The sequence below is a fragment of the Actinoplanes sp. CA-051413 genome, assembly GCF_050955795.1.
Lineage (GTDB): Bacteria > Actinomycetota > Actinomycetes > Mycobacteriales > Micromonosporaceae > Actinoplanes.
In genome coordinates this window covers 5990762-6016882 of the sequence record NZ_CP192100.1, presented here as the reverse complement: position 1 = coordinate 6016882, position 26121 = coordinate 5990762, and the positions used below count along the sequence as shown (strand labels likewise).

General features: G+C 72.8%; 23 protein-coding genes and 1 pseudogene. 11 read left to right on the top strand and 13 right to left on the bottom strand.

The window, feature by feature from the left end:
* Window positions 1–33: 33 nt before the first annotated feature.
* Both ACQP2Y_RS28355 and ACQP2Y_RS28350 read right to left on the bottom strand, forming a co-directional pair.
* Complete coding sequence (locus tag ACQP2Y_RS28355; protein WP_433718082.1) at window positions 34–2121, bottom strand: serine/threonine protein kinase; 2088 nt, start codon at window positions 2119–2121, stop codon at window positions 34–36.
* 148 nt (window positions 2122–2269) lie between these two features.
* Complete coding sequence (locus tag ACQP2Y_RS28350) at window positions 2270–2632, bottom strand: YciI family protein (protein WP_433718081.1); 363 nt, start codon at window positions 2630–2632, stop codon at window positions 2270–2272.
* Between the two features lie 342 nt (window positions 2633–2974).
* On the opposite strand from ACQP2Y_RS28350, the gene ACQP2Y_RS28345 reads away from it, so the two are divergent.
* Together ACQP2Y_RS28345 and ACQP2Y_RS28340 are read left to right on the top strand one after the other, a co-directional pair.
* Entirely contained in the window at window positions 2975–4255 is a 1281-nt protein-coding gene (locus ACQP2Y_RS28345; RefSeq protein ID WP_433718080.1) for an MFS transporter, read from the top strand.
* Window positions 4252–5040: pseudogene (locus ACQP2Y_RS28340) on the top strand (P1 family peptidase); the annotation flags it as partial. The gene ACQP2Y_RS28345 and the pseudogene ACQP2Y_RS28340, both read left to right, overlap by 4 nt.
* On the opposite strand, the gene ACQP2Y_RS28335 reads toward ACQP2Y_RS28340, so the two are convergent.
* The 3 genes from ACQP2Y_RS28335 to ACQP2Y_RS28325 are packed head-to-tail and all read right to left on the bottom strand — an operon-like array spanning window position 4983 to window position 7866.
* Window positions 4983–6260: a glycosyltransferase 87 family protein gene (locus ACQP2Y_RS28335; protein ID WP_433718079.1), complete on the bottom strand. Its 1278-nt coding sequence runs from the start codon at window positions 6258–6260 to the stop codon at window positions 4983–4985. The pseudogene ACQP2Y_RS28340 and the gene ACQP2Y_RS28335 overlap by 58 nt on opposite strands.
* Window positions 6242–7309, bottom strand: coding sequence for a hypothetical protein (locus ACQP2Y_RS28330; protein WP_433718078.1), 1068 nt, complete (start codon window positions 7307–7309; stop codon window positions 6242–6244). The genes ACQP2Y_RS28335 and ACQP2Y_RS28330 overlap by 19 nt, the downstream gene beginning before the upstream one ends.
* On the bottom strand, window positions 7306–7866 hold the full coding sequence (locus tag ACQP2Y_RS28325) for an RNA polymerase sigma factor (protein ID WP_433718077.1): 561 nt from the start codon (window positions 7864–7866) through the stop codon (window positions 7306–7308). Before ACQP2Y_RS28325 ends, ACQP2Y_RS28330 begins: the two co-directional genes overlap by 4 nt.
* A 155-nt stretch (window positions 7867–8021) precedes the next feature.
* Between ACQP2Y_RS28325 and ACQP2Y_RS28320 the strand changes: the two genes are divergently transcribed.
* Window positions 8022–9305, top strand: coding sequence for a methyl-accepting chemotaxis protein (locus tag ACQP2Y_RS28320; protein ID WP_433718076.1), 1284 nt, complete (start codon window positions 8022–8024; stop codon window positions 9303–9305).
* 39 nt (window positions 9306–9344) lie between these two features.
* Here ACQP2Y_RS28320 and ACQP2Y_RS28315 read toward each other — a convergent pair whose 3' ends face one another.
* Entirely contained in the window at window positions 9345–10415 is a 1071-nt protein-coding gene (locus tag ACQP2Y_RS28315; protein ID WP_433718075.1) for a hypothetical protein, read from the bottom strand.
* Between the two features lie 241 nt (window positions 10416–10656).
* Between ACQP2Y_RS28315 and ACQP2Y_RS28310 the strand changes: the two genes are divergently transcribed.
* Window positions 10657–11916 carry a vanadium-dependent haloperoxidase gene (locus tag ACQP2Y_RS28310; protein WP_433718074.1) on the top strand — a complete coding sequence of 420 codons (1260 nt, stop codon included), beginning with the start codon at window positions 10657–10659 and terminating at the stop codon, window positions 11914–11916.
* Between the two features lie 4 nt (window positions 11917–11920).
* Here the strand turns inward: ACQP2Y_RS28310 and ACQP2Y_RS28305 are convergent, their stop codons facing one another.
* Window positions 11921–12415 carry a molybdenum cofactor biosysynthesis protein gene (locus tag ACQP2Y_RS28305; RefSeq protein WP_433718073.1) on the bottom strand — a complete coding sequence of 165 codons (495 nt, stop codon included), beginning with the start codon at window positions 12413–12415 and terminating at the stop codon, window positions 11921–11923.
* Window positions 12416–12567: 152 nt separating this feature from the next.
* Here ACQP2Y_RS28305 and ACQP2Y_RS28300 point away from each other — a divergent pair, with 152 nt between their 5' ends.
* Window positions 12568–13551, top strand: a complete 984-nt coding sequence (locus ACQP2Y_RS28300; protein ID WP_433718072.1) for a lamin tail domain-containing protein — start codon at window positions 12568–12570, stop codon at window positions 13549–13551.
* Window positions 13552–13650: 99 nt separating this feature from the next.
* Here the strand turns inward: ACQP2Y_RS28300 and ACQP2Y_RS28295 are convergent, their stop codons facing one another.
* The 3 genes from ACQP2Y_RS28295 to ACQP2Y_RS28285 all read right to left on the bottom strand — a co-directional run bounded on the left by ACQP2Y_RS28295 (window position 13651) and on the right by ACQP2Y_RS28285 (window position 16255).
* Window positions 13651–15174, bottom strand: a complete 1524-nt coding sequence (locus ACQP2Y_RS28295; protein ID WP_433718071.1) for a glycosyltransferase family 39 protein — start codon at window positions 15172–15174, stop codon at window positions 13651–13653.
* Window positions 15175–15290: 116 nt separating this feature from the next.
* The gene (locus ACQP2Y_RS28290) at window positions 15291–15914 is read right to left on the bottom strand and encodes a maleylpyruvate isomerase family mycothiol-dependent enzyme (protein ID WP_433718070.1); all 624 of its coding nucleotides are present in this window, start codon (window positions 15912–15914) and stop codon (window positions 15291–15293) included.
* A 5-nt stretch (window positions 15915–15919) separates the two neighbouring features.
* The gene (locus ACQP2Y_RS28285) at window positions 15920–16255 is read right to left on the bottom strand and encodes an STAS domain-containing protein (RefSeq protein WP_360543157.1); all 336 of its coding nucleotides are present in this window, start codon (window positions 16253–16255) and stop codon (window positions 15920–15922) included.
* Window positions 16256–16359: 104 nt separating this feature from the next.
* Between ACQP2Y_RS28285 and ACQP2Y_RS28280 the strand changes: the two genes are divergently transcribed.
* Complete coding sequence (locus tag ACQP2Y_RS28280) at window positions 16360–16956, top strand: dihydrofolate reductase family protein (RefSeq protein ID WP_433718069.1); 597 nt, start codon at window positions 16360–16362, stop codon at window positions 16954–16956.
* On the opposite strand, the gene ACQP2Y_RS28275 is transcribed toward ACQP2Y_RS28280, so the two are convergent.
* Entirely contained in the window at window positions 16946–18379 is a 1434-nt protein-coding gene (locus ACQP2Y_RS28275; RefSeq protein ID WP_433718068.1) for a dihydrolipoyl dehydrogenase family protein, read from the bottom strand. The genes ACQP2Y_RS28280 and ACQP2Y_RS28275 overlap by 11 nt on opposite strands.
* Before the next feature lie 157 nt (window positions 18380–18536).
* Here ACQP2Y_RS28275 and ACQP2Y_RS28270 point away from each other — a divergent pair, with 157 nt between their 5' ends.
* On the top strand, window positions 18537–19412 hold the full coding sequence (locus ACQP2Y_RS28270) for a helix-turn-helix domain-containing protein (protein ID WP_433718067.1): 876 nt from the start codon (window positions 18537–18539) through the stop codon (window positions 19410–19412).
* A 163-nt stretch (window positions 19413–19575) separates the two neighbouring features.
* Window positions 19576–19824, top strand: coding sequence for a hypothetical protein (locus ACQP2Y_RS28265; protein WP_433718066.1), 249 nt, complete (start codon window positions 19576–19578; stop codon window positions 19822–19824).
* A 7-nt stretch (window positions 19825–19831) separates the two neighbouring features.
* Here the strand turns inward: ACQP2Y_RS28265 and ACQP2Y_RS28260 are convergent, their stop codons facing one another.
* Together ACQP2Y_RS28260 and ACQP2Y_RS28255 are read right to left on the bottom strand one after the other, a co-directional pair.
* Entirely contained in the window at window positions 19832–20734 is a 903-nt protein-coding gene (locus ACQP2Y_RS28260) for an ABC transporter substrate-binding protein (RefSeq protein ID WP_433718065.1), read from the bottom strand.
* Window positions 20731–22719 (bottom strand): putative bifunctional diguanylate cyclase/phosphodiesterase, encoded by a 1989-nt coding sequence (locus tag ACQP2Y_RS28255; protein WP_433718064.1) that lies wholly within the window; start codon window positions 22717–22719, stop codon window positions 20731–20733. Before ACQP2Y_RS28255 ends, ACQP2Y_RS28260 begins: the two co-directional genes overlap by 4 nt.
* Window positions 22720–23067: 348 nt before the next feature.
* Here ACQP2Y_RS28255 and ACQP2Y_RS28250 point away from each other — a divergent pair, with 348 nt between their 5' ends.
* From ACQP2Y_RS28250 to ACQP2Y_RS28240, 3 genes are all read left to right on the top strand, one after another.
* Window positions 23068–24687 (top strand): flavin-containing monooxygenase, encoded by a 1620-nt coding sequence (locus ACQP2Y_RS28250; RefSeq protein ID WP_433718063.1) that lies wholly within the window; start codon window positions 23068–23070, stop codon window positions 24685–24687.
* A 22-nt stretch (window positions 24688–24709) separates the two neighbouring features.
* Window positions 24710–25660, top strand: a complete 951-nt coding sequence (locus tag ACQP2Y_RS28245) for an alpha/beta hydrolase (protein WP_433718062.1) — start codon at window positions 24710–24712, stop codon at window positions 25658–25660.
* Between the two features lie 112 nt (window positions 25661–25772).
* Complete coding sequence (locus ACQP2Y_RS28240; protein ID WP_433718061.1) at window positions 25773–26039, top strand: chaplin; 267 nt, start codon at window positions 25773–25775, stop codon at window positions 26037–26039.
* Window positions 26040–26121: the final 82 nt, after the last annotated feature.

Genomic DNA, 26121 nt, shown 5'->3' with positions numbered 1-26121 from the left:
TCCTGCGGTGACCGGGACCGCGACGCAACCGGGTCAGAAGTTTTCGATCTTGGTCAGCGTGGTGACCTCGCCGTCGCTGGTGGTGACCGCGACCAGACCACCATCCTCCTTCCCGGCCAGCCACTTGGTGAACTTGGACGCAGAGATGGAGTCACCGGCGCCGGCCCGCACCGAGACGATGTCGTCCCCGCCGCCGACGTTCTCCCACGCCGTCAGCTTCGGCGCGGACCGGACCGGGATCGTCACCTTCGTGTCGCTCTCGACGATCTGGAACGGGTCGCTGCACTTGATGTCGTCCGGGTCGATCTTGAACTGCTTGCAGTAGGCCGCACTGTCCATCACGAGCACCGGCTGAGCCACCGCGGAATGGGCGACCGGATCGTACGAGTAGAGCTCCACCACCGACTGGCTGGAGCCGGTCGTCGGATCAGTGAATTTCGCCGGCTGACCCACCACCGGCGACCGGAGATCAACGTTCGCGAAGGCCACTGTGGCGTCCCCCTCGCTCGCCTCGTTGAGCGTCCCGAGCGCGACCCGGCCCGCGACCAGCTGCGGGTCGGTGACCGGCATGCTCAGCGCGGGAGTGCCGTCGACTGTCACCTGGGCCGTGCCGTTGTGCACGGTGATGCCGGCCCGGTGCGTCTGCCCCACCTGGAACGCCTTCGAGGCGATCCGCTGCTCCGAGTTGAACCCGTTCCCCGAGCTCTCGTCGATCCCGAGCCGGATCTCGTTCTCGCAGAACGAGGCCACGTAACCGTGCTGGTCGACCAACCGGAACCAGATGATCGCGCAGGCGCCCTCGGTGACGATGCCGACGTCGACCGCGATCGTCTGGTCGCCGGCGAACGAGTTCTGTGGCCCCTTGCACTGATAGAGGGTGGACATGTGGGTTGTCGCCAGCATCCGGTCGCGGAAGGTGCACCACCCGTCGGCGTTTTCGGCAGCGCGGTCGGCCTTCCACAGGCCGCGCCGGTCGAGATGGTCGGACACACCCGGCCCTTGGATCCGGGGCGGGCCCGACGCGGCCACCGTCGACCTGGGCGCGGCCGACGCCGCGGGCTGCGACGCCGACGGCGACGTGCTGGGCCCGAACGACGCCAGCACCTCATCCAGTTGATGGCGCGACAACGCGATCCCGATGCCGGCACACACGACGGCCGCTGCCGTGGCCACGGCCACCAGGCGGCTCACCCGCCGACGAACGGGTGCGGCCGATTCGCGTACGCCGGGCCGCACCCGACCCGTGTGCTGTGCCGCCTCGGCGGCCTTGCGCAGCTCCGGCCGCTGGGCGAGTGCTCCGCCGGTCTCCGCCTCCAGCAGCAGGTCGAGCAGCTGATGGGCGGTCGGCCGCTCGGCCGGATCCTTGGCCAGCGTGCGGCCCACCAGGTCACGCAGCGACCCGCCGAGCCCGGTCAGGTCGGGCGGCTGAGTCAGAATGCGGGCCGCCGTCGCGGCCGGGGAATCCGCCCAGAACGGGGTACGTCCGGTCGCCGCGTAAGCCACCACCACACCCCACGCGAACACGTCCGCCGCCGGCCCGACCGTGCGGTCCGAGTCGGTGTCGAACCGCTCCGGCGCCATGTACGCCACCGTGCCGACCATCTGGTCGGTCCTGGTGTGCCGGCTGGTCACCTCGAGCGCCCGCGCGATCCCGAAGTCGATCACCTTGGGCGTGCCCAGCGAGAACAGCACGTTCTGCGGCTTCAGGTCCCGGTGGATGACCCCCACGCCGTGGATCGCCGCCAGCGCCGTGGCCACCCCGACCGCCACGCTGTGCAGCGTGCCGCCGTCCAGCGGCCCCCGCTCCCGGATCACCTCGGAGAGACTCGGCCCGTCGACGTACTCGACCACCAGATACGGCGTCTCGTGATCCGGGTCGGCGTCGAGCACCGCCGCCGTGCAGAAGCCGGGCACCTCGCGGGCCCGGTTGACCTCGCTGCGGAAGCGGCCCCGGAACTCGGCGTCCCAGGCGTGCTCGGCCCGCAACATCTTGACCGCCACCAGCCGGCCGTCCGGCGAACGTCCAAGAAAGACAGTGCCCATACCGCCCTCGCCGAGACGACTGTGCAGCTCATAGTTACCGAGCCAGCGCGGATCGTTCGGCATCAGTGGGCGGGTCACACGGCGCAGGATAGCGGCTTCCCGCCCGACCCCATCCTGGCCCCGATTTCCGCCGGCCACCGCTTCTGTCGGCCGGCTCCGGGGCGGCACTTCTCTGGCCGCACCCGGAGCCTTGTCTGTCGGCTCAAGCCTCAGCCGGCGAGTGATCTCATCCCTGCAAGACGCGCGGCGGCTTGAACCGGCGAACCTCCTGCGGCCAGCCGCATGCCTCCGCGATCTTGCCGGCCCACATCCGGGCGGCCGCCTCATCCGGCACGTCCACGATCGTCAGGCCGCCCAGGAACTCCTTGCTCTCGACGTAGGGCCCGTCGGCGAAGACCACCTCACCGCTCGTGGCGTCGGCGCTGAAGACCGGGCCGTCCTCTTCCTCCAGGCCCCCGGCGAAGACGAATGCCCCGGCGGACTTGATCTCATCAACAACGGCCCTGGCGAGCGGACCGCGCCCGCGGAACCACTCCTCGGTGTGGTCACCCACCCACTGCTGATTGAAGTAGATGAGGTACTCAGCCATATCCGCTCCCTCTGTCGTCCGGACCCGACGTCCGTCTCTGGATACGCAACGAACGGCATCCGGCCGATCCGACACTCTCCGGCTTGATTTCTGTCAACCGGTCAACCGTCGCACCTCGGTGCGTGTCTCTGGCTTCGACGGCGGCGAGGCTGTGGGAAGGGTAAGTCCGGCGGTGACCAAGCGGACGGCAAAACGATGACAAATGGCCTGGCCCGGGCGGCTGTCGGCCGCCTACGATCACCTCATGACCTGGCGACATTGATCCACCCGTAGAGGCCAATCCCGTGGGCCGCCGCGGCCGCCGTGTGACCGGCGTCCGCTCCGACTTCACGGGAAGGCCCCATGACCCTCGACTCCGCACGCGTGCGCCGGCTGGCTGCCACGCTCTATGCGTACGCGTTCCTCGCCGATCTCGTCCTGCTCTACCCGGTGTACGCACTGCTGTTCAGTGACACCGGCCTGTCGGTCTGGCAGATCTCTTCGCTGTTCGTGATCTGGTCAGCCGGCAGCACGTTGCTGGAGGTGCCCTCCGGCGCCTGGGCTGACGCGGTCTCCCGGCGACTACTGCTGTGCCTGGCTCCGCTGGCCGGCGCTGCCGCGTTCGCGCTCTGGGTGCTCGCGCCCTCGTATTGGGCCTTCGCTGTCGGGTTCCTGCTCTGGGGCGCCGGTGGGGCGCTCGCCTCCGGATCGCTGGAGGCGCTCGTCTACAGCGAGCTGGCCCGCCTCGGCGCGGCGCACCGCTACGCCCGCACGATGGGCCGGGCCCGCACGGCGGAGACGGTCGGGGTGCTGGTGGCCACCGTGCTCGCCGGTCCGGTGCTCGCGGCGGGCGGCTATCCGGCGGTCGGCGCGGCCAGCGTGCTCGCCGGGATCCTCGCCGCCCTGGTCGCCACCCGCTTCCCCGAGCACCGCACGACCGCGCCCGCCCTGCCGGCCGCGCCCGTCCTGCCGGCCGAGGGCGCCGGCGAGGGCGAGGGCGAGGGATACGAGAAAGGTGAGGGCGACGACCTGGGCTGGTGGGCGAGCCTCCGCGCCGGCCTGACCGAGGTCCGCGCCGACCCTGCGGTCCGGACAGCGGTGCTCCTGCTCGCCGTCGTAACCGCGGTGTGGGGCGCGCTCGACGAGTACACCCCGCTGCTGGCCGCCGGCACCGGCGTAACCCGCGAGACCGTCCCGATGCTGCTCCTGCTGGTCTGGCTCGGCGTAACCGCAGGCGGTCTACTCACCCCACTCGGCGAGCGCCTCAACAGCCGAGGCTACGCCGTCCTCCTAGCCGGCTCAGGTGTGGCGCTTGCAGGCGGAGCCCTGTCCACCGACCCAGCCGGATTCGTCCTGGTAGCGATAGCGTTCTGCGGCTTCCAGCTGGCCACCGTCCTCGCCGACGCCCGGCTCCAGGACCGGATCACCGGGGCCAGCCGAGCCACCGTCACCTCCCTCGCCGGCACCGCCACCGACGTAGCCACGATCGGCGTCTACGGTGCCTACGCCCTGGTGGCCGCGGGCGCCGGGAATGGGGTCGCCTTCGCGGTCCTCTCAGTGCCGTACCTGATCGTCGCCCTCGCGGTGACGGTCCGCCGGACCGCGCGCGTGCCCGTCGCCGGGCGAGGAAAGATAGGACCATGAGCGCACCGCAGTTGTTGTCCGCCTGGGCCGGCCACTGGACCGGGGCGGACACCGGCGTGACCGTCATCCTTCCGCCGCCCGGGACCGTCGGGTCCGGCGAGGTCCGCGGCGGCGCGCCGGCGACCCGCGAGTTCGCGCTGCTGGAGCCGACCCGGCTGGTGGACCGGGTGGACGCGGTCGTGCTCTCCGGCGGCTCCGCGTTCGGGCTCGCCGCAGCCGAAGGCGTGATGGCGCTGCTGCGTGAGCGGGGGAGCGGCTTCCCGACGCCCGCCGGACCGGTGCCCATCGTCATCGGGATGTCGATCTTCGACGGCTCGGTGCGGACCGGGCCGCCCGATGCGGCGAGCGGCCGGGCCGCCGCGCTGGCCGCGTACGCCGGCACGGAACTGACCGTTGGCCGAGCCGGCGCGGGCACGGGCGCTGTGACGGGCACGTGGCGCGGCCGGCGTGACCCGGGCGGCCTGGGCCTGGCTGAACGGCAGGCGGGCACCGCCCGGGTGGCCGCCGTCGTCGTGGTCAACGCCTGGGGCGACGTGCTGGCCCCCGACGGCGAACCCCTCTTCGGCAGCACACCCGAGGCAGTGCAGCCGCAAGCCCCGTACGGCATGCAGAACACCACCGTGGCCGTCGTGCTCACCGACGCCCGGCTCTCCAAGAACGACTGCTATCTGCTCGCCCAGAGCGGCCATACCGGTTTCGCCCGGTCGATCCACCCCGCCCACTCCCGCTACGACGGCGACGCGGTGGTGGCGCTGGCCACCGGCGAGTCCGAGGTCGACGCCGATCTCGACCTGCTCCGCGCGGTCACCGTCGACACGGTCGCCGCCGCGGTCCGGGCCGCTGTCGCCCCACCGGGGTGAGTCCGCCAGGGCAGCAGGGCCACCAGCGCCAGCAGCATCAGCGTGAAGGCGTTGCGCAGGATCAGGGCCCGCACGCCGCCGCTGTCGTCCGGGACGAGCCAGATCGGGGAGACGACGCTGAGGGCGTAGACGGTGACCGCGGCCAGCGCCGGCAGGGGATCGCGGCGTTGGGCTGCGATGTCGGCCAGCACGAGCACCGCGACCGGCAGGAACACCAGGTGGTGGGTCCAGGACATGGGGCTGACCAGGTTGGCGGTGAGGCCGGTCAGGGTCAGCGCCGTCACGGTGTCGCCGGCCGCGTACGCCTGGCGGGCCCGGCGCAGGCCCACCACCAGGACCAGCACGCACAGCGGGACCCACCAGCCGGCCGGCGCGGCCGGTGTCCCGGCCAGGCGGGCCAGCAGGCCGGTCAGCGACTGGTTGGTCAGCGCGGCCGCGGTGCCCACCCGGTCGGTCTGCCACAGCAGGTCGCCGAAGTAGCGCAACGACTCCGCCGGGGCCAGCAGGAACGCGCCCCCGGTCAGCGCCGCCGTTGTCACCGCCGCCGTGCGCGCCGCCCGCCACTGGCCGGTGACCAGCAGATACACGATGAACAGGCCGGGCGTCAGCTTGATCGCGGTGGCGATGCCGACGCCGGCGCCGGCCCAGCGCGAGCCGGTGCGGCCCAGCACCACCAGGTCGAGCAGCACGAGGGCGAACAGCCACAGGTTGACCTGCCCGAACCCGAGTGTCTGCCGGACCGGTTCGGTGCACAGCGCGAGCGGCACGGCCGCCACCACTATGAGCCGCAGCGCCCGGCCCTGCCGGGCCGCGATCGGGGCGGCGAGCACAGCGAGCACCACAGCCAGGGCCAGCACGCTGCCGGCGGCGTTCAGCCAGCCCGCCGTCGCCGCCGGGACCCGGGCCACCGGCATCAGCACGAACGCCGCGAACGGCGGGTAGGTGAAGCCCAGGTCACCCCGGACCGGGGCGACATAGTCGTACAGCTCGCCGCCGTTGCTCCACCACCGGATCGCGTCGTGGTAGATGACCATGTCGAAGAAGCGGTAGTGCGCGTCGAAGACCCGTACGACCAGGACCAGGAGCGCGGCCAGGCCGCAGACCGCGACGGTACGGACGCCGCGGCTCAAGGCTTGTCGCTCCATGTGACCGCGGTGACGGCGGTGCTGTACTGCACGGCACCGGCGGGCAGACCGGCGTTGGCCGCACCCGGCTGCCGGACCACCGCCTGGGTGTAGGTGATCCGGTCGGAGTCCGGCCCGAGATACACCTGCCACTCGACGAGCCCGTGGCGTGGTGTCGTTGCCGTGTATGCCAGCGCCCGCGCCGGCCGGCCCAGCGGATCCGCGCCCGCCTCCAGCGTCCGCACTCCGGTCAGCCCGGCCAGCATCCGGTAGATCTTCGCCCGGTCCGCCCCGCCCGCCACCGCGGTGAACGTGTCGAGCAGCTTCGTGCCCGTCCGGAACAGCCAGCCCTGCGGGTCCGGGGGCAGATCCTGCCCGGCCTCGGCCAGCCAGGCGAGCATCGCGGGCCCGGTCCGCGCCGGGTCGTCCGGCAGGTCGCCCAGCTCACCCGCGTACGGTTCGTCGCCGGCCAGGTCCGGATACAGGGTCTGCTCGCCGTCGGCAGGCAGCTTTGCCGGTCCCGGTGAGCCGTCCGCGGCGTACGCGGTCGCGTCGGCGGCGGTCAGCGGCCGCACACTCGATCCGCGCTCGCCGATCGTCAGCCAGCCCTCACCGGGCAGACCGGCCGCCGGCTGCACACTCTGGACGGTGTCGACGCGGATGACGTCGTAACCGGCGCCGGGCCCGAGGTGCACGATCCGCGCGACGGTGCCGGTGGCGTGCACGAACTGCCCGCGCGGGCCTTCGCGTTCGGCCTGCGTGGCGGCCGCGGCCAGGATGCTCTGCGGCGTGGCCGTGCTCGCCCCGGCCTGCACCGGCGGCCGCGGCGGCGGGGACGTCCGGTTCACGACGGCGAACGCGGCGGCTGCCACGGCGGCCAGCGCGGCCGGCACGACGGCGTAACGCCACTTGGGGCCGGGAAGGAGGAAGCCAGGGCGCCGGCTGCGCGGCTGCGCCAGCACGGCCCGCTGCAGGACGAGCGCACGGGTCGAGGCCGCGGAGTCGTGCACGTCGGCATCCGGTACGGGATTGGCGGCGGCCAGCCGGGTCATGGCGTCCTGCTCGGTCATGCGGACTTTCCCCTCTGGCTCGCGGCACTGTGCAACTCGTACGGTCGGGGCGGCGGCGGCGGCGCCTGATCCTGATCGGCCGCCTCCAGCAGCCGGGCGAGCCGGCGTCGGGCCCGATGCACCCGTACCTTGAACGCCACGGCCGTGCAGCCCAGCACGTGCGCGGCCGCATCGTGGTCCAGGCCCTCCCAGCCGATCAGCAGCAGCGCCTCGCGGTCGAGGCGCGACAACCGGCTCAGGGCCTCGCGCAGCCCGGCGTCCGCGACGACCGAGACGGCATGGTCCGGTGCGGACGGCACACCCCCGCCGGCCATCCGCTCGAACAGCCGGGCCCGGCGGCGCGCGGCCCGCTCCTCGTTGGCCAGGCTGTTGCGGGCGACCCGGTAGAGCCACGGCAGCGGCTCCGCCGGCAGCCGCGCGAAGTGCCGCCAGGCGGTGGCGAAGGTCTCGGCGACGACGTCATGGGCCCGGGCCTGATCGGTACGGCGGGACACGAACGCCAGCACACGGGGATAGTGCCGGCGGAACAACGCCGTGAACTCCTCCTCGTCGCTCACGCCGGCCTTCTCCCCTCGTCGCGCGGCCTCGTCGAAACGTTCAGGTCCGGCACCGCCCGCCCGGTTACCGGATCGGCCGACTTCTTTTTCTGATCCGGTCCGGCCGACTTCGACGATCCGCCTCGCCGCGCTGCCGCAGGCCGGATGATGGTGCCATGACCACGCTCGCGTCCCGGCTGCCGCGCGGCGCCCGGCTGTCCCCGGAATCCTGGGCCGCGCGCCATCGCATCGTCACCACCCTGCTGTGGCTGCACCTGCCGGCGCTGGTCCTGCTGGGACTGCTCGGACCGATGCCCGCGTGGGAAGCGCTGGCCCTCCCGGCGGGCATCGGCGCCCTCGCCGTCACCGCCGCCGTGCTGCGCGAGCCCCGGGCCCGGGCGTCGGTCACCAGCATCGGCTTGATCGCCTGCACGTTCGCGGCCATCGAGCTGTCCGGCGGCGAGATGGCCATGCACATCCACCTGTACGCCGTCCTGGTCTTCGTCGCGCTCTACCAGCAGTGGGCGCCGCTGCTGTGGGCCGTGGTCATCGTGGTGCTGCATCACGGCACCCTGGGCCTGATGAACCCGGAGCGGGTGTTCGGCATGCATCACATGTCGGTGCTCGACGGGCTGGGCCAGGTCGCCCTGCACGCGGGCCTGGCGACCCTCGAGGTGATCGGCATCATCGTCCTCTGGCACTTCGCCGAGCAGGCCGAACGCGAGAACGAGGCCCTGGCCGAGGCCGCCGAGGCGCAGCGCTCCGCCACGGCGTACGCCGAGCAGCAGGCCACGGCCCGCTCGGCCGAGGCGGAACGGGTCCGCGCCGCCGAGACGGCGGTCCGCGCCGAGCGGCTCTCGGCCGACGCCCTGGCCATCGGCCACCAGGCCCGTGCCGCGTTGGCCGCCGTCACCGCGGTCGACGCCGCCCTCGGCGCGCTCGCCGGTGCGGTCCACGACATCGCCGGGCAGTCGCGCGACGCGGCCGGGAGTGCCGCCGCGGGCAAGGACACCGCCTCGGCCGCGGCCGACAAGGTACGGACCCTGGAGTCGTCGGTCGGCGAGATCGCCACGGTCAACGCGCTGATCGCGCAGCTGGCCGGGCAGACCAACCTGCTCTCGCTGAACGCGACCATCGAGGCGGCCCGGGCCGGGGAGGCCGGCCGGGGCTTCGGCGTGGTGGCCAACGAGGTCAAGCAGCTCGCCCAGCAGACGGCGGAGTCGGTGGAACGGGTCAACGGCGTGATCCAGGCGATCGTCGCCCAGACCGGCGACGTGGCCAGCACCTTCGGTTCGACCGCGTCGGCGGTGGCCGGCCTGTACGAGGTCCAGACCGACATCGCGGCGGCGATGCAGGAGCAGGCCGCCGTGCTGGCCGAGGTCACCCGCCAGCTGGCCACGGCGACGTCGGCGGCCGAGCAGGTCCTCACCGGCCTGGAGGAACTCGCCGTCCCGGCCTGAGCCGGCCGCCAGGCCGTCGGCTGTCGCGCTGTCGGGCCGTCAGATGGTGCGCAGGTCCAGGGCGTGCCAGACGACCGCGTCCAGATTGCCGGTCGACCACCACAGCATGCCGTCCCGGTACGACACCGAGCCGGCGTCCGGGCTGATCTCCACCGTCCGGCGGGTGGCGATCTCCACCGCGATCAGCTCGTTGTTGCCGGTCAGCTCCGAGTTCGGGCCGATCCGGGAGAGCACCTCGAAGCGGTCCAGCGGCGCCACGTCGACGATCACGGTCGCGGCGGTGTCGCCGGCGATGCGGTGCCGGTCGCTGCCGTCGGGGCGCATCAGCTCGATGCGGCTGAGCCCGTCCCCGGTCAGTGACGCCACCCGGCACCAGGCCGGGCTGCAGGCTGTGATCGCCCGGTCCCGGGCGTGGCCGATCGGGCTGTCCCGGCCGGTGCCCAGGTTGCGCAGCAGAGTGCTGCCTGAGCTGTCATTGACGCCGTTGACCAGCCACGGCCACGCCGACATCTTCCACGTGCCGGGCTCGCGGCGGACGGCCACCGGCCCGCCGGTCAGCGCGACCGAGCGGAGCTGGGTGACGTCACCGGTGTCCGCCGCCACCCAGTGCACCCGGCCGTCGGCGATCACCAGGTCGTACTGCGACTGGTAGAACTCGGCCCGGCCCAGGTCGGCGGTCAGCTCGCGGGGTGGCCGGGCGTCGCGCAGTCCGGCGGTGAAGAGCCGCAGCTTGCCGCCGTCGGTGCTCTCCACCCAGGCCAGCACGTCGCCGGCGACGGTCAGTGCCTGGAAGGACGGGTGTTCCGCCCGGGGCAGCCGCCGGAGCTGGCGGACCGTACCGTCCGCGCCGACGCGGACCAGGCGCAGGTAGCGGTCGTCGGTGCTCGCCGCGGTGCCCAGGGAGGTGCGGGCGTCGAGGAAGAGGCCCGGGCGGTACTCCGCGCCGTCCGGCAGGGTCGCCTGCACGGTGCCGCGTTGCGCCTGCGGCCAGGCGACCGCCGCGGTGACCGGCGCTGCGGGCTGCGCGTTGCCGCCGGCCGGCAACGCCAGCAGGGCTGCGCTCGCCACGAGCGCGGCAGCCAGGCCGAGCCGCGTGCGCGTGGTGCTCATGTCGCGTCGACCTCCACCAGCGTCCGTGGCTGCCGATGATAGCCACGGTTCCGGGCCCGCCGATTCCGGCAGCCTGCTGCAGGATGCAGACGGCATCCGCGCGTCGCCGGGTAAAGAGCCAAAAGGTGCCCGGGCTGATACCCGAGACATTTCCGCATTTCGATCTCTTGTCGGCCGCCGGGCCCGGTCGCAGGCTGTACCCGGCCGACGTTTTCCGGCGGCCTCATCGACGGGGGAAACGATGTTCTCGAGGACTCGGGCCGCGGCCGTGCTCGCCGCGCTCACTCTGACCGGGCCGGCGGTGCTGACGCCCACACCGGCCCTGGCCGCCACCACTCCCAACGCCGTGATCACCTGGAACGTCCACGCGCAGACGGCCATCTACGAGGTCGCCCGCCAGTCACCCAACGTGACCGGGCGCAGCTTCGCGATGGTGCAGGGAGCCGTGTACGACGCCGTGAACGCGGTTGCCGGGACGCCGTACCAGCCGTACCTGATCGCTCCGCGCAGCCGGCGCGGCGACTCGGCCGACGCCGCTGTCGCCGGCGCGGCCTACCGGGTGCTGGTCTCGCTCTTCCCCGCCCAGGCGGCCGCCCTGACCGCCCAGTACGACCAGGCGCTCGCGGCCATCCCCGACGGGCGCTCGAAGCGCGGCGGTCTCGCCGTGGGCGAGCGGGCTGCCGCCGCGATGATCGAGGCTCGCCGCGACGACGGCGCGTTCGGCACCGGCACCTGGAACGTCAGCACCGCGCCCGGGCAGTGGCGGCCCACCCCGCCCGCGTTCGCCCAGGACGGCGCCTGGCTGGCGGACCTGCGGCCGTTCGTCGTCGACGATGCCACCGCCTACCGCACCGCCGGGCCGCCTGCCCTGACCAGCGCCGCCTGGGCCCGGGAGCTCAACGAGGTCAAGGCCCTCGGCTCGGCCGCCAGCACCGCGCGCACCGCGGACCAGACGCAGGCCGCGCTGTGGTGGCACGACCGGCGCCTCGGGGAGTGGCAGATCAAGCGGGACCTCGCGCAGAGCCGGCGGCTCAGCCCGCTGCAGACGGCCCGGATGTTCGCGATGGCCGACCTCGCCAACGCTGACGCCCTGACCGCCTGCTTCGCCGAGAAGAAGCACTGGAACTTCTGGCGCCCGGTGACCGCGGTCCAACTGGCCGACACCGACGGCAACCCGGCCACCACGGCCGACCCGGCCTGGACGCCGCTGGTGGTGACACCGCCGTTCCCGGACCACACCTCCGGGCACACCTGCTCGACCTCGGCGGTCATGCTGGCGCTGCGCACCTTCTTCGGCCGCGACGACCTCGCGTTCAGCGCCTACAGCGCCGACTCGGGCACCACGCGCTCGTTCACCAGCTTCTCGCAGGCGCTGGCGGAGGTGGTGGAGGCCCGGATCTGGGCGGGCGTGCACTTCCGCAGCGCCGACGTGCAGGGAGCCCAGGTCGGCACGCGGGTGGCCCGCGACGTCCTGGCCCGCGAGTTCCGCCCCCGCCGCTAGGAGGTCATGCGAACAAGCGGCCCTCCACTGTGGCCGTCACCGGTCCTCGGCGCAGGGTGCCGTCGTTCAGCGGGGTGCAGCGGATGCCGCCCTTGTTGCGCAACGCCCGCCACGCTCCGGGGCCGATCGTGGTGTCCAGCCACGCGCACGGGTTGGCCCGGCGGCGTACCTGCAGGGCCACCGGGCCGTCGCCGGAGTCCAGAACCAGCACCGCGCCGACCAGGTCGTCGACCGCGATGCCGCGGACCAGGATGTTGCGCCGGACCTGAACCAGGTCGACGCCCGCGGGCAGCGACTCGGCCGCGATGACGGTGATGCTCGCGTCGCGGTGCGCCTGCTTGCCGAAGTAGCGGTCGCCGACGATGCCCAGGCCGGCCCGGATGCGGACCTCGTCCACGAGCTCGCCGGCGGGCGCGGGGGATGGGCCGTCAGCCGGGCGTCCCTCGAAGCGGTGAACGGGGGAGGCGAGCAACTGGACGATCTCCGGCGGGGTCGGCACCCCGGAAGCTTAGGACTCGCCGCGGGGTCCGTCGGCGCTGCCCGTCGAGGCGTTGAGCCACGAGCAGACCGAGCAGGCCCTGCATCGTCCCTGACCCCGTACCCGGGCCGGTTTTTCCTCACCCGCGGGCGCGGATGGTCGATGGGTCAGGCATGCTCCGTCGCCTGGTCTCCGCTCTCGGCGCCGCCGCGGTGGCCGGCGCCCTCACTGTCGCGCCGGCGACGCCGGCCGCGGCCGCGACGACGCCGTGCCTGCCGAGCGCGCCGAGCCCCACGTGCCTGGTCTGGACCGGCAGAGTCATCCGCGTCAACGACGGCGACACCCTGTCCGTGGACGTGGCCGGCGACGGCACGACCACACCGCGCTCGATCCGCCTCATCAACGCGCAGGCGATGGAACAGACCGTCTACTCCTCCGTGGTGCAGCGCCGCCGCGGTGAGTGCCACAGCCTCGCCGCCACCGCCCGCCTGGAACAGCTCGTGAAGGCCGGCGGGGGAGTGGTCCGCCTGACCGCCCAGCAGGCGTCCAGCAGCAGCCGGTCCCGTCCGCTGCGCAGCGTCGCCGTGCGGATCAACGGCAGCTGGCACGACGTCGGCCAGGACCTGATGCGCCGCGGACTGGCGCTGTGGCAGCCGTTCGGCGCCGAGTGGGCCTGGAACTCGCGCTACCGGCTGGCCCAGGCCCAGGCGGCCCGCGACGGCGTCAACCTCTTCGACACCGACGCGTGCGGGAGCGGACCGGCCCAGACCAGCCCGCTCAGCGTGGTGGTCAACTACGACGCCGACGGCGCCGACGACCGCAACCTCAATGGCGAATGGGTCCGGGTGGAGAACGGGTCGGCCGCGCCGGTCCCGGTCGCGGGCTGGTGGGTGCGCGATTCGGCCCTGCGCCGCTACACCTTCCCGGCGGGCACGGTCCTGCCCGCGCGGGGCGCGGTCTACGTTCACGTCGGATCCGGTACGCCCACAGCGACGCACAAGTACTGGGGCCAGACCGCCCCCGTCTTCGACAACCCGACCTTCGACCAGCAGGCCCACGGCGACGGCGCCTACCTCTTCGACCCGCGCGGCGACCTGCGGGCGTGGATGCAGTACCCGTGCGTGCTGTCCTGCCCCGTGACACCGACCCGCCGCTGACCGCCCGCCCGGTCGCTCGGCTTGCCGGCCCGCTCGGCCTGCCCACCCGCTCCGCCTGCCGGCCCGCCCGGCCGGCCCACCCGGCCGGCCCGCCGGGGGTCAGCGGCGCTCGAAGAGGACCAGGTTGGCCTTGGTGGCGCGCCAGACGCCCGCCGCCTTGTATCGGCTGGTGAGCACCGGACCGAGAGCGCCGGCGCCGGACAGCGGAGCCTCGGCGGTCAGCTGCCGGCCGGCCGGTTGCCAGCGGAACAGCCACACCCGCCGCGCCGAGCCGAGGCACGCCACCTGGTCGGCGCACTGCACCGCGTCCAGCTCGCCCACCTCGGCCGCCGGGGTGCGCAGCAGCACGTCGCGGGGCTTCTCCCGCCCGCGCAGCTGATAGTCGATGCCCGCGCGCAGCGACCAGGTGCCCGAGGTGCCGTAGACGATCACGTCGCCGGGCTGCTGGTGCTGCTCCAGCTGGCGCGCCACGGTGCGGAAGTCCGGGCCCATGTGGCTGGTCTGGGTGCGCAGCCGCTGCTGGGCGGGCGCACCGACCGCGGCCAGCAGCACAAGAGCCGCGACGGCCCGCAGCGGCACGACCCGCAACGAGACGGCCGCGCACAGGCAGACCGCCGGCACGACGACGAGCACGTAGCGCGGGACCCACAGCGACGAGGTGACAAACGAGACGGCCATCAGCACCGCCGGCGGCGCGACCGCCAGCACGGCGAACTCGCGCAGCAGGCGGGCGTCGCGGTGCCGGGCCACCAGGGCCAGGCCGATCAGCAGCAGGCCGACAGCCGCGGCCCCGAAGATGTCGCCCGGCGCGTCGAGCACCTGACGCACGGTCATCGGCGGCAGCCAGTCGAGCTGCGAACCGCGCTGGGTGAGGCCGAGATAAACGAACGGCAGCACGGGCAGCACGGCCACGGCGGTCACCACGAACCAGCGCACCGGCCGGACCGCGGCCGGGTCCCGGCGGGCCCGGGTCACCACCGCGTACGCGTGCCCGATGAGCACCAGCAACGCCAGGATGTGCGAGAGGCCGAGCAGCGTGACGGTGACGCCGTACGCGATCCAGCGCGCCCACGACGGCTGCCGCAGCGCGCGGTGCAGCAGCAGGGTCGCGAGGGTGGCGAAGAGGAAGGCCAGGCCGTACGCCCGGGCGTCCTGGGCGTACCGGGAGAGCTGGGGCACGGTGACCAGCAGCAGCCCGGCGAGCAGGCCGGTCGCCGGGCCGAACAGCCGGCGGCCCAGCTCGGCCGAGACGCCCACGCCGAGCGCCACGGCGAGCAGCGACGGCGCGCGCAGCCAGAACTCCGAGTCGCCGAAGACACCCGTCCAGAAGTGCATGAACAGGTAGTAGGGGGAGATCACGCCGTCGAAGTGCCGGGCCAGGTCGACGATCTGGGCGGGGGTGCGCTGGCTGGCCAGCCAGGTGGCGTTCTCGTCCCACCCGACGGCCGGCCGGCGCAGGCCGATGCGGCCGACGACCAGCATGAGCAGCGCGGGGAGCACGGCCGGACCCCAGACGAGCAGCGGTCGCGGGATCCGGATGCGGGGACCGGGCAGCCGCGCGCCGTCCTCCCGGGGTGGCGCCCCGGGAGCGGCGTCCGTGGTCGCCGGGGCCACCAGGGTCACGTCACTCCTCGTCCGGGGAGAGGGAATCGAGCCGGATCGAGCTGTCACTGTAGAGGGCGGGACGGCCGGCTGCGAAGTGTGCACCTGGTCACTTTCCGGGCGTTCGGCCATCGGAATCAGACGACCGAGAACTTCTCCGGCAGACCGGCCCGGCCGGTGAGCGCGCGCAGCACCAGCTCGCCGTCGCCGACCGCGGCGGCGACCCGGGCAGCCAGCGCGACGGCCTCGGCCACGGCGTCCGGTGGCGCGTCGAAGGTCACCCCGGTGGCGGCGGCGATGTCGGTGCCGTGCACCACCAGCTCGAAGGTCCGCGTGGGCAGCCAGTCGCGGACCCGCATGCCGCCGGCCGGCGTGGTCACCACGTCGTCGTCGTTCGCCGCGGCCAGCGCCGCGGTGGCCTGCCCGGCGAGCTCGCTGACCCGGGTGGCCGCGTCGTCGCCGAGCCACGCGCCGGTCTCCCGGGCGTCGGCCGTCGAGGCTGCCGTCGCGGCGGCGTACAGCTCCGGCGGCGCGGACCGGGCGAACGCCCAGTAGTCCTCCGGCGCGTGCAGCGTCACCACGCCGCCGGTGACGGTGAGCACCGGCGGCACCTGGCGCAGGGCGGAGCCGACCGTATGGCCGACCAGCTCGCGCAGACTCCAGTCGCCGGTGCCGGGGCCGTCCCAGCGGTCGGCCGGCAGCCGGGACACGAGGTCGGCGAAGGAGACGGCGGCGGCCCGGTAGTTGCGGCGATAGTCCATGGCCCTCACTCAGTCGTGGCGGGCAGGCCGAAGACGTGACTGAGGCCGGTCACCTGGATGGCCTTGCGGACCGGCTGCGACGGGTTGGTCAGGGTCAGCGACACCCCGTTGCTCGCCGCGGTGTTGCGCGCGCTCACCAGCGCCCCGAGCGCGTACGAGTCGATGAAGGTGACCTCGCTGACGTCCACGTTCAGATACCGGCACTCGCCGCTCGCGGCGGCGGCCGCCAGGCTGTCGCGGACCGCGTCCGCGCGGTCCAGGTCCATCTCCCCGGCGAGGGCGGCGACCACCAGACCATCGGCGTCCACCTGCTGATACGTGACCACGGCGTCGTTCGGCATTCACCACACGATAGTCGCCGCCCCAAGATTGTCGATCCGAGGACCGCCCGTTCGTGTAACCGGTGCAGGCCCGCGCACGGCGGGCCCGGAGGAAGGGGAACACCATGGGCGAGATCGTGGTCGTGGAGCAGCTGAGCCTGGACGGCGTCATGCAGGCACCGGGCAGTCCCGACGAGGACACCAGGGGCGATTTCCGGTACGGCGGCTGGGCCCGTCCCTACGCCGATCACGTCGCGGCCGCCACCATGGGCAAGGGGATGGGTGAGGACGGCGCGATGCTGTTCGGGCGGCGTACCTACGTCAACTTCCACGGGTTCTGGGCCCGGCAGACCGATGGCAACCCGTACACCGAGGTGCTCAACCGCAAGACCAAGTACGTGGTCTCGCGCACCCTGACCGAGCCGCTGCCGTGGCAGAACTCGGTGCTCGTGACCGGCGACGCCGCCGACGCGGTGGCCAAGCTCAAGGCCGAGGTCGACGGGGCGCTGGTGGTGCTGGGCAGCGGCATGCTCGTCCGGGCGCTGGCCGCCGCCGGGCTCGTCGACGAGTACGTCCTGTCGATCCACCCGCTCGCCCTGGGCGCCGGGACGAAGCTGTTCGGTGAGGGGGCCGCGGCGCACCGGGCGATGACCCTGGCCGACACCGTGACCACCACCACCGGGGTGATCATCGCCCGCTACCGCCCGGCGGTCACCGGGTAGGCCGGCCGTAGGTCTCCAGCAGCCGCAGCCAGATCTCGCTGACCGTGGGGTACGCCGGCACCGCGTGCCACAGCCGGGCCAGCGGCACCTCACCGACGACCGCGATTGTCGCCGACTGCAACAGCTCGGCGACATCCGGTCCGGCGAAGGTCACGCCGAGCACCACCTCGCGCTGCTCGTCGACCACCATCCGCGCGGTGCCGGCGTACCCGTCCGCGTGCAGGCTCGCCCCGGCGACCCGGCCGATCTCGTAGTCGACCACGCGGACCTGGTGTCCGGCCTCGCGCGCGGCCGCCGCGGTGAGCCCGACCGAGGCCACCTGCGGGTCGGTGAAGACGACCTGGGGGACCGCGCGGTGGTCGGCGGTCGCGACGTGGGTGCCCCACGGCGCGTCCGAGACGGGCGCGCCCGCCGCCCGGGCCGCGATGACGTCGCCGGCCGCCCGGGCCTGGTACTTGCCCTGGTGGGTGAGCAGCGCGCGGTGCGTCACGTCGCCGGCGGCGTAGAGCCAGTCGGACCCGGGCACCCGCATGGTGTCGTCGGTGGTGATCCAGTCACCCGGGGTGAGCCCCACGGTCTCCAGACCGATCCCACCGGTACGCGGTGTGCGCCCGGTCGCCACCAGCACCTCCTCGGCGGTGATCGTGGCGCCGTCGCCGGTCTGGATCTCGACACCGTCGGCGGTCCGGGTGACCCGCGTGGTGGCGGTGCCGAGCAGGACCGTGGCGCCCCGCTCGCGCAACGCCGCGGCGACGAGCTCACCGGCGAACGGCTCCATGCCACCCAGCAGGCCGCTGCGGGCGATCACCGTCACCTTCGTGCCGAAGCCCGCGTACGCCGTGGCCATCTCCGTCGCGACCACCCCGCCGCCGATGATCGCCAGGCTGCCCGGCACCTTGCGGGCGCTGGTCGCCTCCCGGCTGGTCCAGGGTCGCGCCGCGCGCAGCCCGTCGATGTCCGGCACGGCCGCGTCGGTGCCGGTGGCGACCGCGACGGCGTGGCGGGCGGTGAGCACGGTGGTGCCGCCGCCGGCCGCGGTGACCGTGACCTCGCGGACGCCGGTCAGGGCGCCGTGGCCGCGGATCAGCGAGATGCCCGCGCCCTCGACCCACTCCACCTGACCGGCGTCGGACCAGTCGTTGGTGAAGGAGTCACGCCGGGCGAGCACCGCCGGCACGTCGAGGGCGCCGGTCACCGCCTGGGACGCCCCACCGACCTGCCGGGCGGCGCGCACCGCCTCGGCCGGGCGCAGCAGTGCTTTCGACGGCATGCAGGCCCAGTAGGAGCACTCGCCGCCGACGAGCTCGTGTTCGACCAGGACGGCGGTCAGCCCGCCCCGCACGGCACGGTCGGCGATGTTCTCCCCGACCGGACCGGCGCCCAGCACGATGACGTCGTAGGCGGTCCCGGTGCTCTGTGTCATGCGCTCTGCGTACCACTCCGGCCGGAGGGACGGGGGCCCGGGGGCGGATCCGTACCCCGCGGGTTCGATGATCGTGCAGAAGGTTGCGCATCTTCCGTGGACACTGCACGGTTGTATGCACGTGCAGCGGGGCACAGTGGTGGGCAGGGAGGAGACAATGACTTCGACGGATCAGGACTACCGCAGTGGTCCCACGGCCCTGCGCATCCAGCTCGGCGTGCGGCTGCGGCGCCTGCGTCAGGCGCGCGGGATCTCGCGCGAGGCGGCGGGCTGGGAGATCCGCGGGTCGGAGTCGAAGATCAGCCGGATGGAGCTCGGCCGCGTCCCTTTCAAGGAACGCGACGTGGCTGACCTGCTCACCCTCTACGGCGTCGGCGAGCCGGAGAGCAGCGCGCTGCTGAGCCTGGCCCGGCGGGCGAACGCCCCGGCCTGGTGGCGGCAGTTCGGCGAGGTCGTGCCGCCGTGGTACCTGTCCTATCTGGGCCTGGAGGAGGCGGCTTCGCTGATCCGGGCGTACGAGGCGCACTACGTGCCGGGTCTGTTGCAGACCGCCGACTATGCCCGGGCCGTGCTGCGGCGCGAGCACGCGACCGCGCCGGCCGCGGAGATCGAGCGGCGCATCGAGCTGCGGTGCAGCCGGCAGCGGGTGCTCACCCGGCCGGACCCGCCGCAGTTCTGGGCCGTGCTCGACGAGGCGGTGCTGCGGCGTGAGATCGGCGGCCCCGACGTGATGCGGGCACAGGTGCGGGCCCTGCTGGAGGCGGCCCGGCGGCCGAACGTCCGGCTGCAGATCGTGCCGTTCCATCAGGGAGCGGCCGGGCCGGCCGACTTCCCGTTCGCCATCATGCGGTTCTCGGAGCCGGAGCTGCCCGACGTGGTCTACGTCGAGCAGCTGACCGGGGCGATCTATCTGGACAAGCCCGGTGACGTGGAGCATTACCTGATCGCGATGGAGCGGGCCTGCCTCGAGGCGGAGCCGCCGGAGCGCACGGTGGACATCCTCGACGACGCGCTGCATCAGATCGCGCGCTGACAGTCACGTCCGACACGCCGGGCATCGTCCGAACGGTGGAGCAGCCCGGCGGATCTTCCACTTTTGGTTCCGTGTGCATATGCACGTGCATCCGGCCTTGCGTCGGCCCGCGCATATGACGATGCTTGGGCACGTGCATGGTTACCGGACGAGGAGTGAAGTCATGGACGCCAATCGCGGCCCGAACCGGCCGGTGAGCCACTTCGCGGAGACGGACTACTGCTTCGGCACCGGCTCCCTGGACCTGCGCGTCGAACGCGTCGACTGGAACAGACCCATCCAGCGCGACGGCGAGAACTGGTACGAGGTCGAGGGCGTCGAGTTCACTCCGGACGGCCGGGAGATCGGCCGCCGGCAGGCCCTGGTCCGGGGCCGCCGGCTGTCCGCCCTGCCGCGCAACACCCGGTCCTGAGCCTGCGTCAGCTGCCCGCGTTGATCGACGACGTGGCCAGCGCGCCGTTCATCAGGCCCCAGCGCTGCAGCAGCTCGGTGTAGCGGCCGGAACGGATGAGCGAGTCCAGCGCGGCGTGCAGCGCGTCCCGCAGCCGCGTGTTGTCCTTGGCCACGGCCAGTCCCATCAGGCCCGGCTCGTACTGCACGGTCGAGGCGAGCTGGTAGTACGAGCGGGTCCGGGCGTCGGTGGCGAGGTGGGCGGCCGGCGGATAGTCGTTCAGGATGGCGACCGCCCGCCCGGTGCGGACCTGCAGCAGGGCGTCCGCATTGGTCTTGAAGTTCTTGATGATCATCTTGTTAGCCCCGCAGCTGGGCTGGGAGCGGCGCAGCAGGTCGGCCTGCACGGTGGACTTCTCCACGGCTACGACCTGGCCGCACAGGTCCTTGAGATCCGAGATGCCGCGCGGGTTGCCCCGCTGCACGACGATCGCGGTGCCGGCGGAGAAGTAGTCGACGAAGTCCACCAGCTTCTCGCGTTCCGCTGTGTCGGTCATCGAGGAGAGCACGCCGTCGTATGTGCCCTTGACGGTCTCGTCGATGGCCGAGCTGAAGTCGGCCGCAACCATCTCCACCCGGATCCCGGTGATCGAGCCGAGCGCCGCGGCCAGATCCGCGTCGAAGCCGATGATGGTGCGGCCGTCGGGCGCGTAGGACTCCATCGGCGCGTAGCTGGGGTCGGTGGCCAGCTGGATGCTGCCGCGATCGCGCACAGCGTCCGGCAGCATGGCGCGGATCTGCTCGTCCACGGCCACTTCGCCGGTGGCCATGGCGTCCGTGCCGGCGGAGGCCGAACCGCAGCCGCCGGCGGCCAGGGTCAGCGCGATGCCGGCGGCGGCCAGGCGGACGCGGCGGCGGGTGGTGTGCTTCATCGGAGACCTCCGGTGCTCAGTGGTGCAGGTTCGGTGGGCGCGGTTTCGGCAACCGTGGCGAGCTCGGCGCGGGCGTGCCGGCCGTTGCCACGCGGGTTGAGGTAGAGGTCGAGCAGGTGCGGCCAGGCCGTGGGCCGGGCGAAGAGGTAGCCCTGGGCGTCGTCGCAGCCGGCGTCCGCGAGCCAGACGCTCACCGCCGGGGTCTCCACGCCCTCGGCCGTGACCCGCAGGCCGAGCCCGTGGGCCAGGGCGATCACCGAGCGGACGATCGCCTGGTTCGGCGCGTCGGTGTCCAGGTCGGTGACGAAGCTGCGGTCGATCTTGACCTCGGCGACCGGGACGGACCGCAGCTGCGACAGGCTGGTGTAGCCGATGCCGAAGTCGTCGACCGAGACCCCGATGCCGAGCGCGGTCAGCTCGACGACGGCGTCGGCGGCCGTCGCGGCGTCCCCGGCCAGCGCGGTCTCGGTGACCTCCAGCAGCAGCCGCCCAGCAGGCGTGCCGTGCTCGGCCAGCAACGCCGCCACGACCCGAGGGAAGCCGGGGGCCTCGAGGTTGCGGGCGGAGACGTTGACCGCCACCGGCCACTGCTGGCCGAGCGCCGTCCAGCCGGCCTGGTCCTCCAGGGCCCGGCGCAGCACCCAGGCGGTCAGCGGCTCGATGAGCCCGGACTGTTCGGCCGCGGGCAGAAACTCGGCCGGCGACAGCAGTCCGCGCCGCGGGTGCTGCCAGCGCACGAGCGCCTCCAGGCCGCTGATCCCGTCGTCGGCCAGGCGCACCTTGGGCTGGTAGTGCAGGACGAGCTCGTCGCGCTCCAGCGCGTGACGCAGTTCGGTCTGCACCATCAGCCAGTGCGCGGGCTGCGCGACCTGGCTGCGGTCGTACAGGACGATGTCGGTGGTGCCGCGCTTGCCCTGGTACATCGCGGCGTCGGCGTGCTGGAGCAGTTCCTCGACGTCGGTGCCGTGCTCCGGGTACAGAGCCACGCCGAAGCTGGCCTCGATGCGCAGCGCGACGCCGTCGAGCAGGGTCTCCTGCACGAGCTCGCCGCGGGCCGTCTCGAGCAGGTCCAGCACCGCGTCGCGGGGGAGCGCCGGCAGGATCAGCCCGAACTCGTCGCCGCCCAGCCGGGCGACGGTGCCACTGCCGCCGAGCGCGCCGGACAGCCGGGACGCGACCACTCTGAGCAACTCGTCCCCGGCGTGGTGGCCCAGCGTGTCGTTGACCTCCTTGAAGCGGTTGAGGTCGACCAGCACGATGGCGCCGCCGGGACCGTCCTCGGCGACGGTCTCCCGGGCGCGCGAGCGGAAGGCGGCGCGGTTGGGCAGGCCGGTCAGCGCGTCGTGCAGCGCCTCGTGCTCCTGCCGGGAGGCGTAGCGGCGCAGCGATCGGGAGGTGGACCACGCGATGAGGGCGAGGACCAGGTACAACCCGGCCAGGGCCGAGCCGAGCCGCCAGTAGGTGACGTACATCTGCCGGTGCAGGTGCGCGGCGATCGCGTCGTACGGCAGGTAGAGCTCCAGCACGCCCACCGCCTGCCCGGAGGCGCCGACGATGACCGGCTGGAGCACCCGGATGACCAGGCCGGAGCTGCGCCGGGAGTCGGCGACCACCGCGACGTCGGTACGCCCCGCAGCCGCCTCGCGGAAGGCCGGGGCGGACACCGGGATGCCGCCGGCGGTGGAGCCGTCGTCGGAGAAGGCGACCTGCCCGGCGAAGCTGCGCAGCCGCATGCTGAGCACCGAGCCGTGGAAGATCGCGAGGTCGGTGGCCTCCTGCAGGCGCTGCCGCTGGTTCGTGGTGAGCCCGGCCGCGAGGTCGGCGCCGTCCAGGGCGGGGGCGACGGCCATCTCCTCGATGACCGAGGCCTGGGCGCGGCCCTGGTCCGCGCTCTGCCGGGCGGCGTCGTCGCGGTAGCCCTGTACGAGCAGGACGCCCAGGAGCCCGACGAGCACCAGGCTGGCGGCGGCATAGGCGAGGAACACGCGCGAACCCGCGCTGGTGCCCCGGCTGTTCCCGCTCCGCCTCATGGTCCTTCTATCGACCCCGGCGGGGCCGACTGAAGCGGTTGCGAGCGGGGCCGATCAGTTACGAGCTGGGCCGATCAGTGGCGAGCTGGGCCGATCGGTCGTAACGCCGGAGAAACATTGACTCGCATGCAGGATGCATTCTACGTTGTGGGGCAGGTCACACGACCGCACAGATTTCCCGTCCGCGCTGCCCCCAGCGCGCGTTCCGCACCGCCGGCCGCGCCGCGATGACGCACGCACTGCAGGGTGTGCGCCCGCCGCCGGCACCGGCACCTCGTACGCAGCCGTACCCCGGGAGGCATGATGTCCGCTTCCGAAGCCCAGCCCACCCCACGGTCCGTCGACGCCGTCGTCGTCGGGGCCGGTTTCTCCGGCATGTACCTGTTGCACCAGCTCCGCGAGCAGGGCCTGTCCGTCGTCGTCTTCGAGGCCGGCACCGACGTCGGCGGCACCTGGTACTGGAACCGCTATCCCGGTGCCCGGGTCGACGTGGAGAGCCTCGCCTACTCGTACTCCTTCTCCCCGGACCTGGAGCAGGAGTACCAGTGGGAGGAGCGTTACCCGACCCAGCCCGAGATCCTCAAGTACGCCCGGCACGTCGCCGACCGCTTCGACCTGCGCCGCGACATCGTCTTCCGGACCCGGGTGACCGCCGCCACCTGGGAGGAGGACGCCGGCACCTGGCTCGTGCGCACCGAGCACGGCGACGCCGTCAACGCCCGGTTCTTCGTGATGGCCACCGGCTGCCTGTCCGCGTCCAAGATGCCGGAGATCCCGGGGCTGGAGTCGTTCAAGGGCGCGACCTACCACACCGCGCACTGGCCGCACGAGGGCGTGGACTTCACCGGCAAGCGGGTCGCGCTCATCGGCACCGGCTCCTCCGGGGTGCAGTCCATCCCGGTCATCGCCGAGCAGGCCGCCGACCTGACCGTCTTCCAGCGCACCCCGGCGTACTCGCTGCCGGCGCGCAACCGGCCGCTGCGGCCGGACGAGATCGCCGAGCGCAAGGCGAGCTACCGGGCGTACCGGCAGGCGCAGCGTGAGTCCGCCGCGGGCATCCCGGTCACCGTGCCGACGAAGTCCGCGCTGGAGGTCTCGGACGCGGAACGCGACGTGATCTACGAGGCGGCCTGGGAGAGCGGCAGCCTGGTCAACCTGCTCTCCACCTTCACCGACCTGGCGACCGACCAGGCGGCCAACGACACGGCGAAACGGTGGATCCACCGCAAGATCCACGAGATCGTCAAGGACCCGGAGGTCGCCGACGACCTGTGCCCGGACTATCCGGTCGGCACCAAGCGGCCGTGCCTGGACACCGGCTACTACGAGACCTGGAACCGTCCCGACGTGCACCTGGTCAACCTGCGGCGCACCCCGCTGGTGGAGATCACCGAGAAGGGCGTACGGACCGCCGAGCGCGAGTACGAGGCCGACATCATCGTCTACGCCACCGGCTTCGACGCGATGACGGGCGCGCTGACCAACGTCGACATCCGCGGCCGTGACGGCGTCTCGCTCAAGGAGACCTGGCAGGCCGGGCCGCGGACTTACCTGGGCCTCGGGTCGGCCGGCTTCCCGAACATGTTCATGATCACCGGACCGGGCAGCCCGTCGGTGCTGTCCAACATGGTGGTGTCGATCGAGCAGCACGTCGACTGGGTGGCCGGAGTCATCCGGCACCTGGACACCGAGGGCCTGCGCACCATCGAGGCCACCCCGCAGGCCCAGGACGACTGGGTCGCGCACGTCAACGAGATCGCCGGCTACACGCTCTACCCCAAGGCGAACTCCTGGTACATGGGCGCCAACGTGCCCGGCAAGCCGCGTGTGTTCATGCCGTACGCCGGTGGGGTGGGCGCGTACCGCAAGCGTTGCGACGAGGTCGCCGCGAAGGGTTACGAGGGCTTCGCCCTCACCGTCTGACGATCCGCGAAGGAGAGCACCCATGTCCCGACGTCATCTGATCGACCCTGAGGTCGCCGTACCGCTGGAGGGTCTGCTCGAGGCCCTGCCCGGTGGTTTCAACGCCATCCCGGACATCGTCCAGCGCCGCGCCACCGTCGAGGCGCTGCTCGGCGCCATCGAGGTGCCGGAGAACCCGAACGTGGTCAAGGAGGACCGGACTGTGCCGGGGCCGGTCGGCGACCCCGACATCACCGTACGGATCTACCGGCCGCGCAACGCCACCGGCACCCTGCCGGGCATCTACTTCATCCACGGCGGCGGGATGATCCTCGGCAACATCGCCGGTGAGGACCCGACTGCCACCCTGCTCTGCGACGAGGTCGGCGCGGTCGTGGTCTCGGTCGAGTACAGGCTGGCCCCGGAGAACCCGCACCCGGCCCCGGCCGAGGACTGCTACGCCGGTCTGGTGTGGACCGCGGCGCACGCGGACGAGCTCGGTATCGACCCCGACCGGCTCGCCCTCTACGGCGGCAGCGCGGGCGGTGGCCTGGCCATCGCCACCGCGCTGATGGCCCGCGACCGCGGTGGCCCGGCGCTGCGGTTCATGATGCCGATCTACCCGATGGTCGACGACCGCAACGAGACGGCGTCCAGCCACGAGATCACCGACATCGGCATCTGGGACCGGGCCGGCAACATCGAGGCCTGGGCCTGGTACCTGGGCGGCAAGGAGGCCGACCAGTACGCCGCCCCGGCCCGCGCGGAGGACCTCACCGGGCTGCCACCGGCCTTCATCGACGTCGGCACCGTGGACATGTTCCGGGACGAGGACATCGCCTTCGCCCAGCGGCTGATGGCGGCCGGGGTGCCCACCGAGCTGCACGTGCACCCGGGGAGCTATCACGCGGCCGAGACCTTCGCGGCTGACGCGGCGCTGTCCCGGCGTACGTGGGCGCTGCGGACGGACGCGTTGCGCCGAGCCCTGGCCTGACCCTCTTCGGCGGCAGGTACTGAATCGTGGCGGATTTTCCTAAAAGGTGCGAAACGCCTCAAAGGGGCCGCTAGCTTGATCTCAGTACCTGTCCGCAAGAGAAGGGTTCGTCATGAAACTGGTTCGAGGCTTCGCGTTGATCGTGGGAGTGGCCACCGCCGCCCTGGCGTTCTCGGCCCCCGCGAGCGCGCACGGCTACGACGACGACTACAACCACCACCACAAGGGTCACCACGGCAGTCAGCACAGCAGTGGCAACGTCGGCCTGCTGAACGGCAACCAGGCGTACTTCCCGGTGCACATCCCGCTGAACGTCTGCGGCAACAGCATCGCGATCCTCGGCCTCGCGAACAGCAACGCCGGCTGCGTCAACAACTGATCACCCGACCCGGGTAGGTGCCGGCCGTCGCCCACGGACGGCACCTACCACCTCGGGCCCGGCCACCTCGGGCCCGGCCACC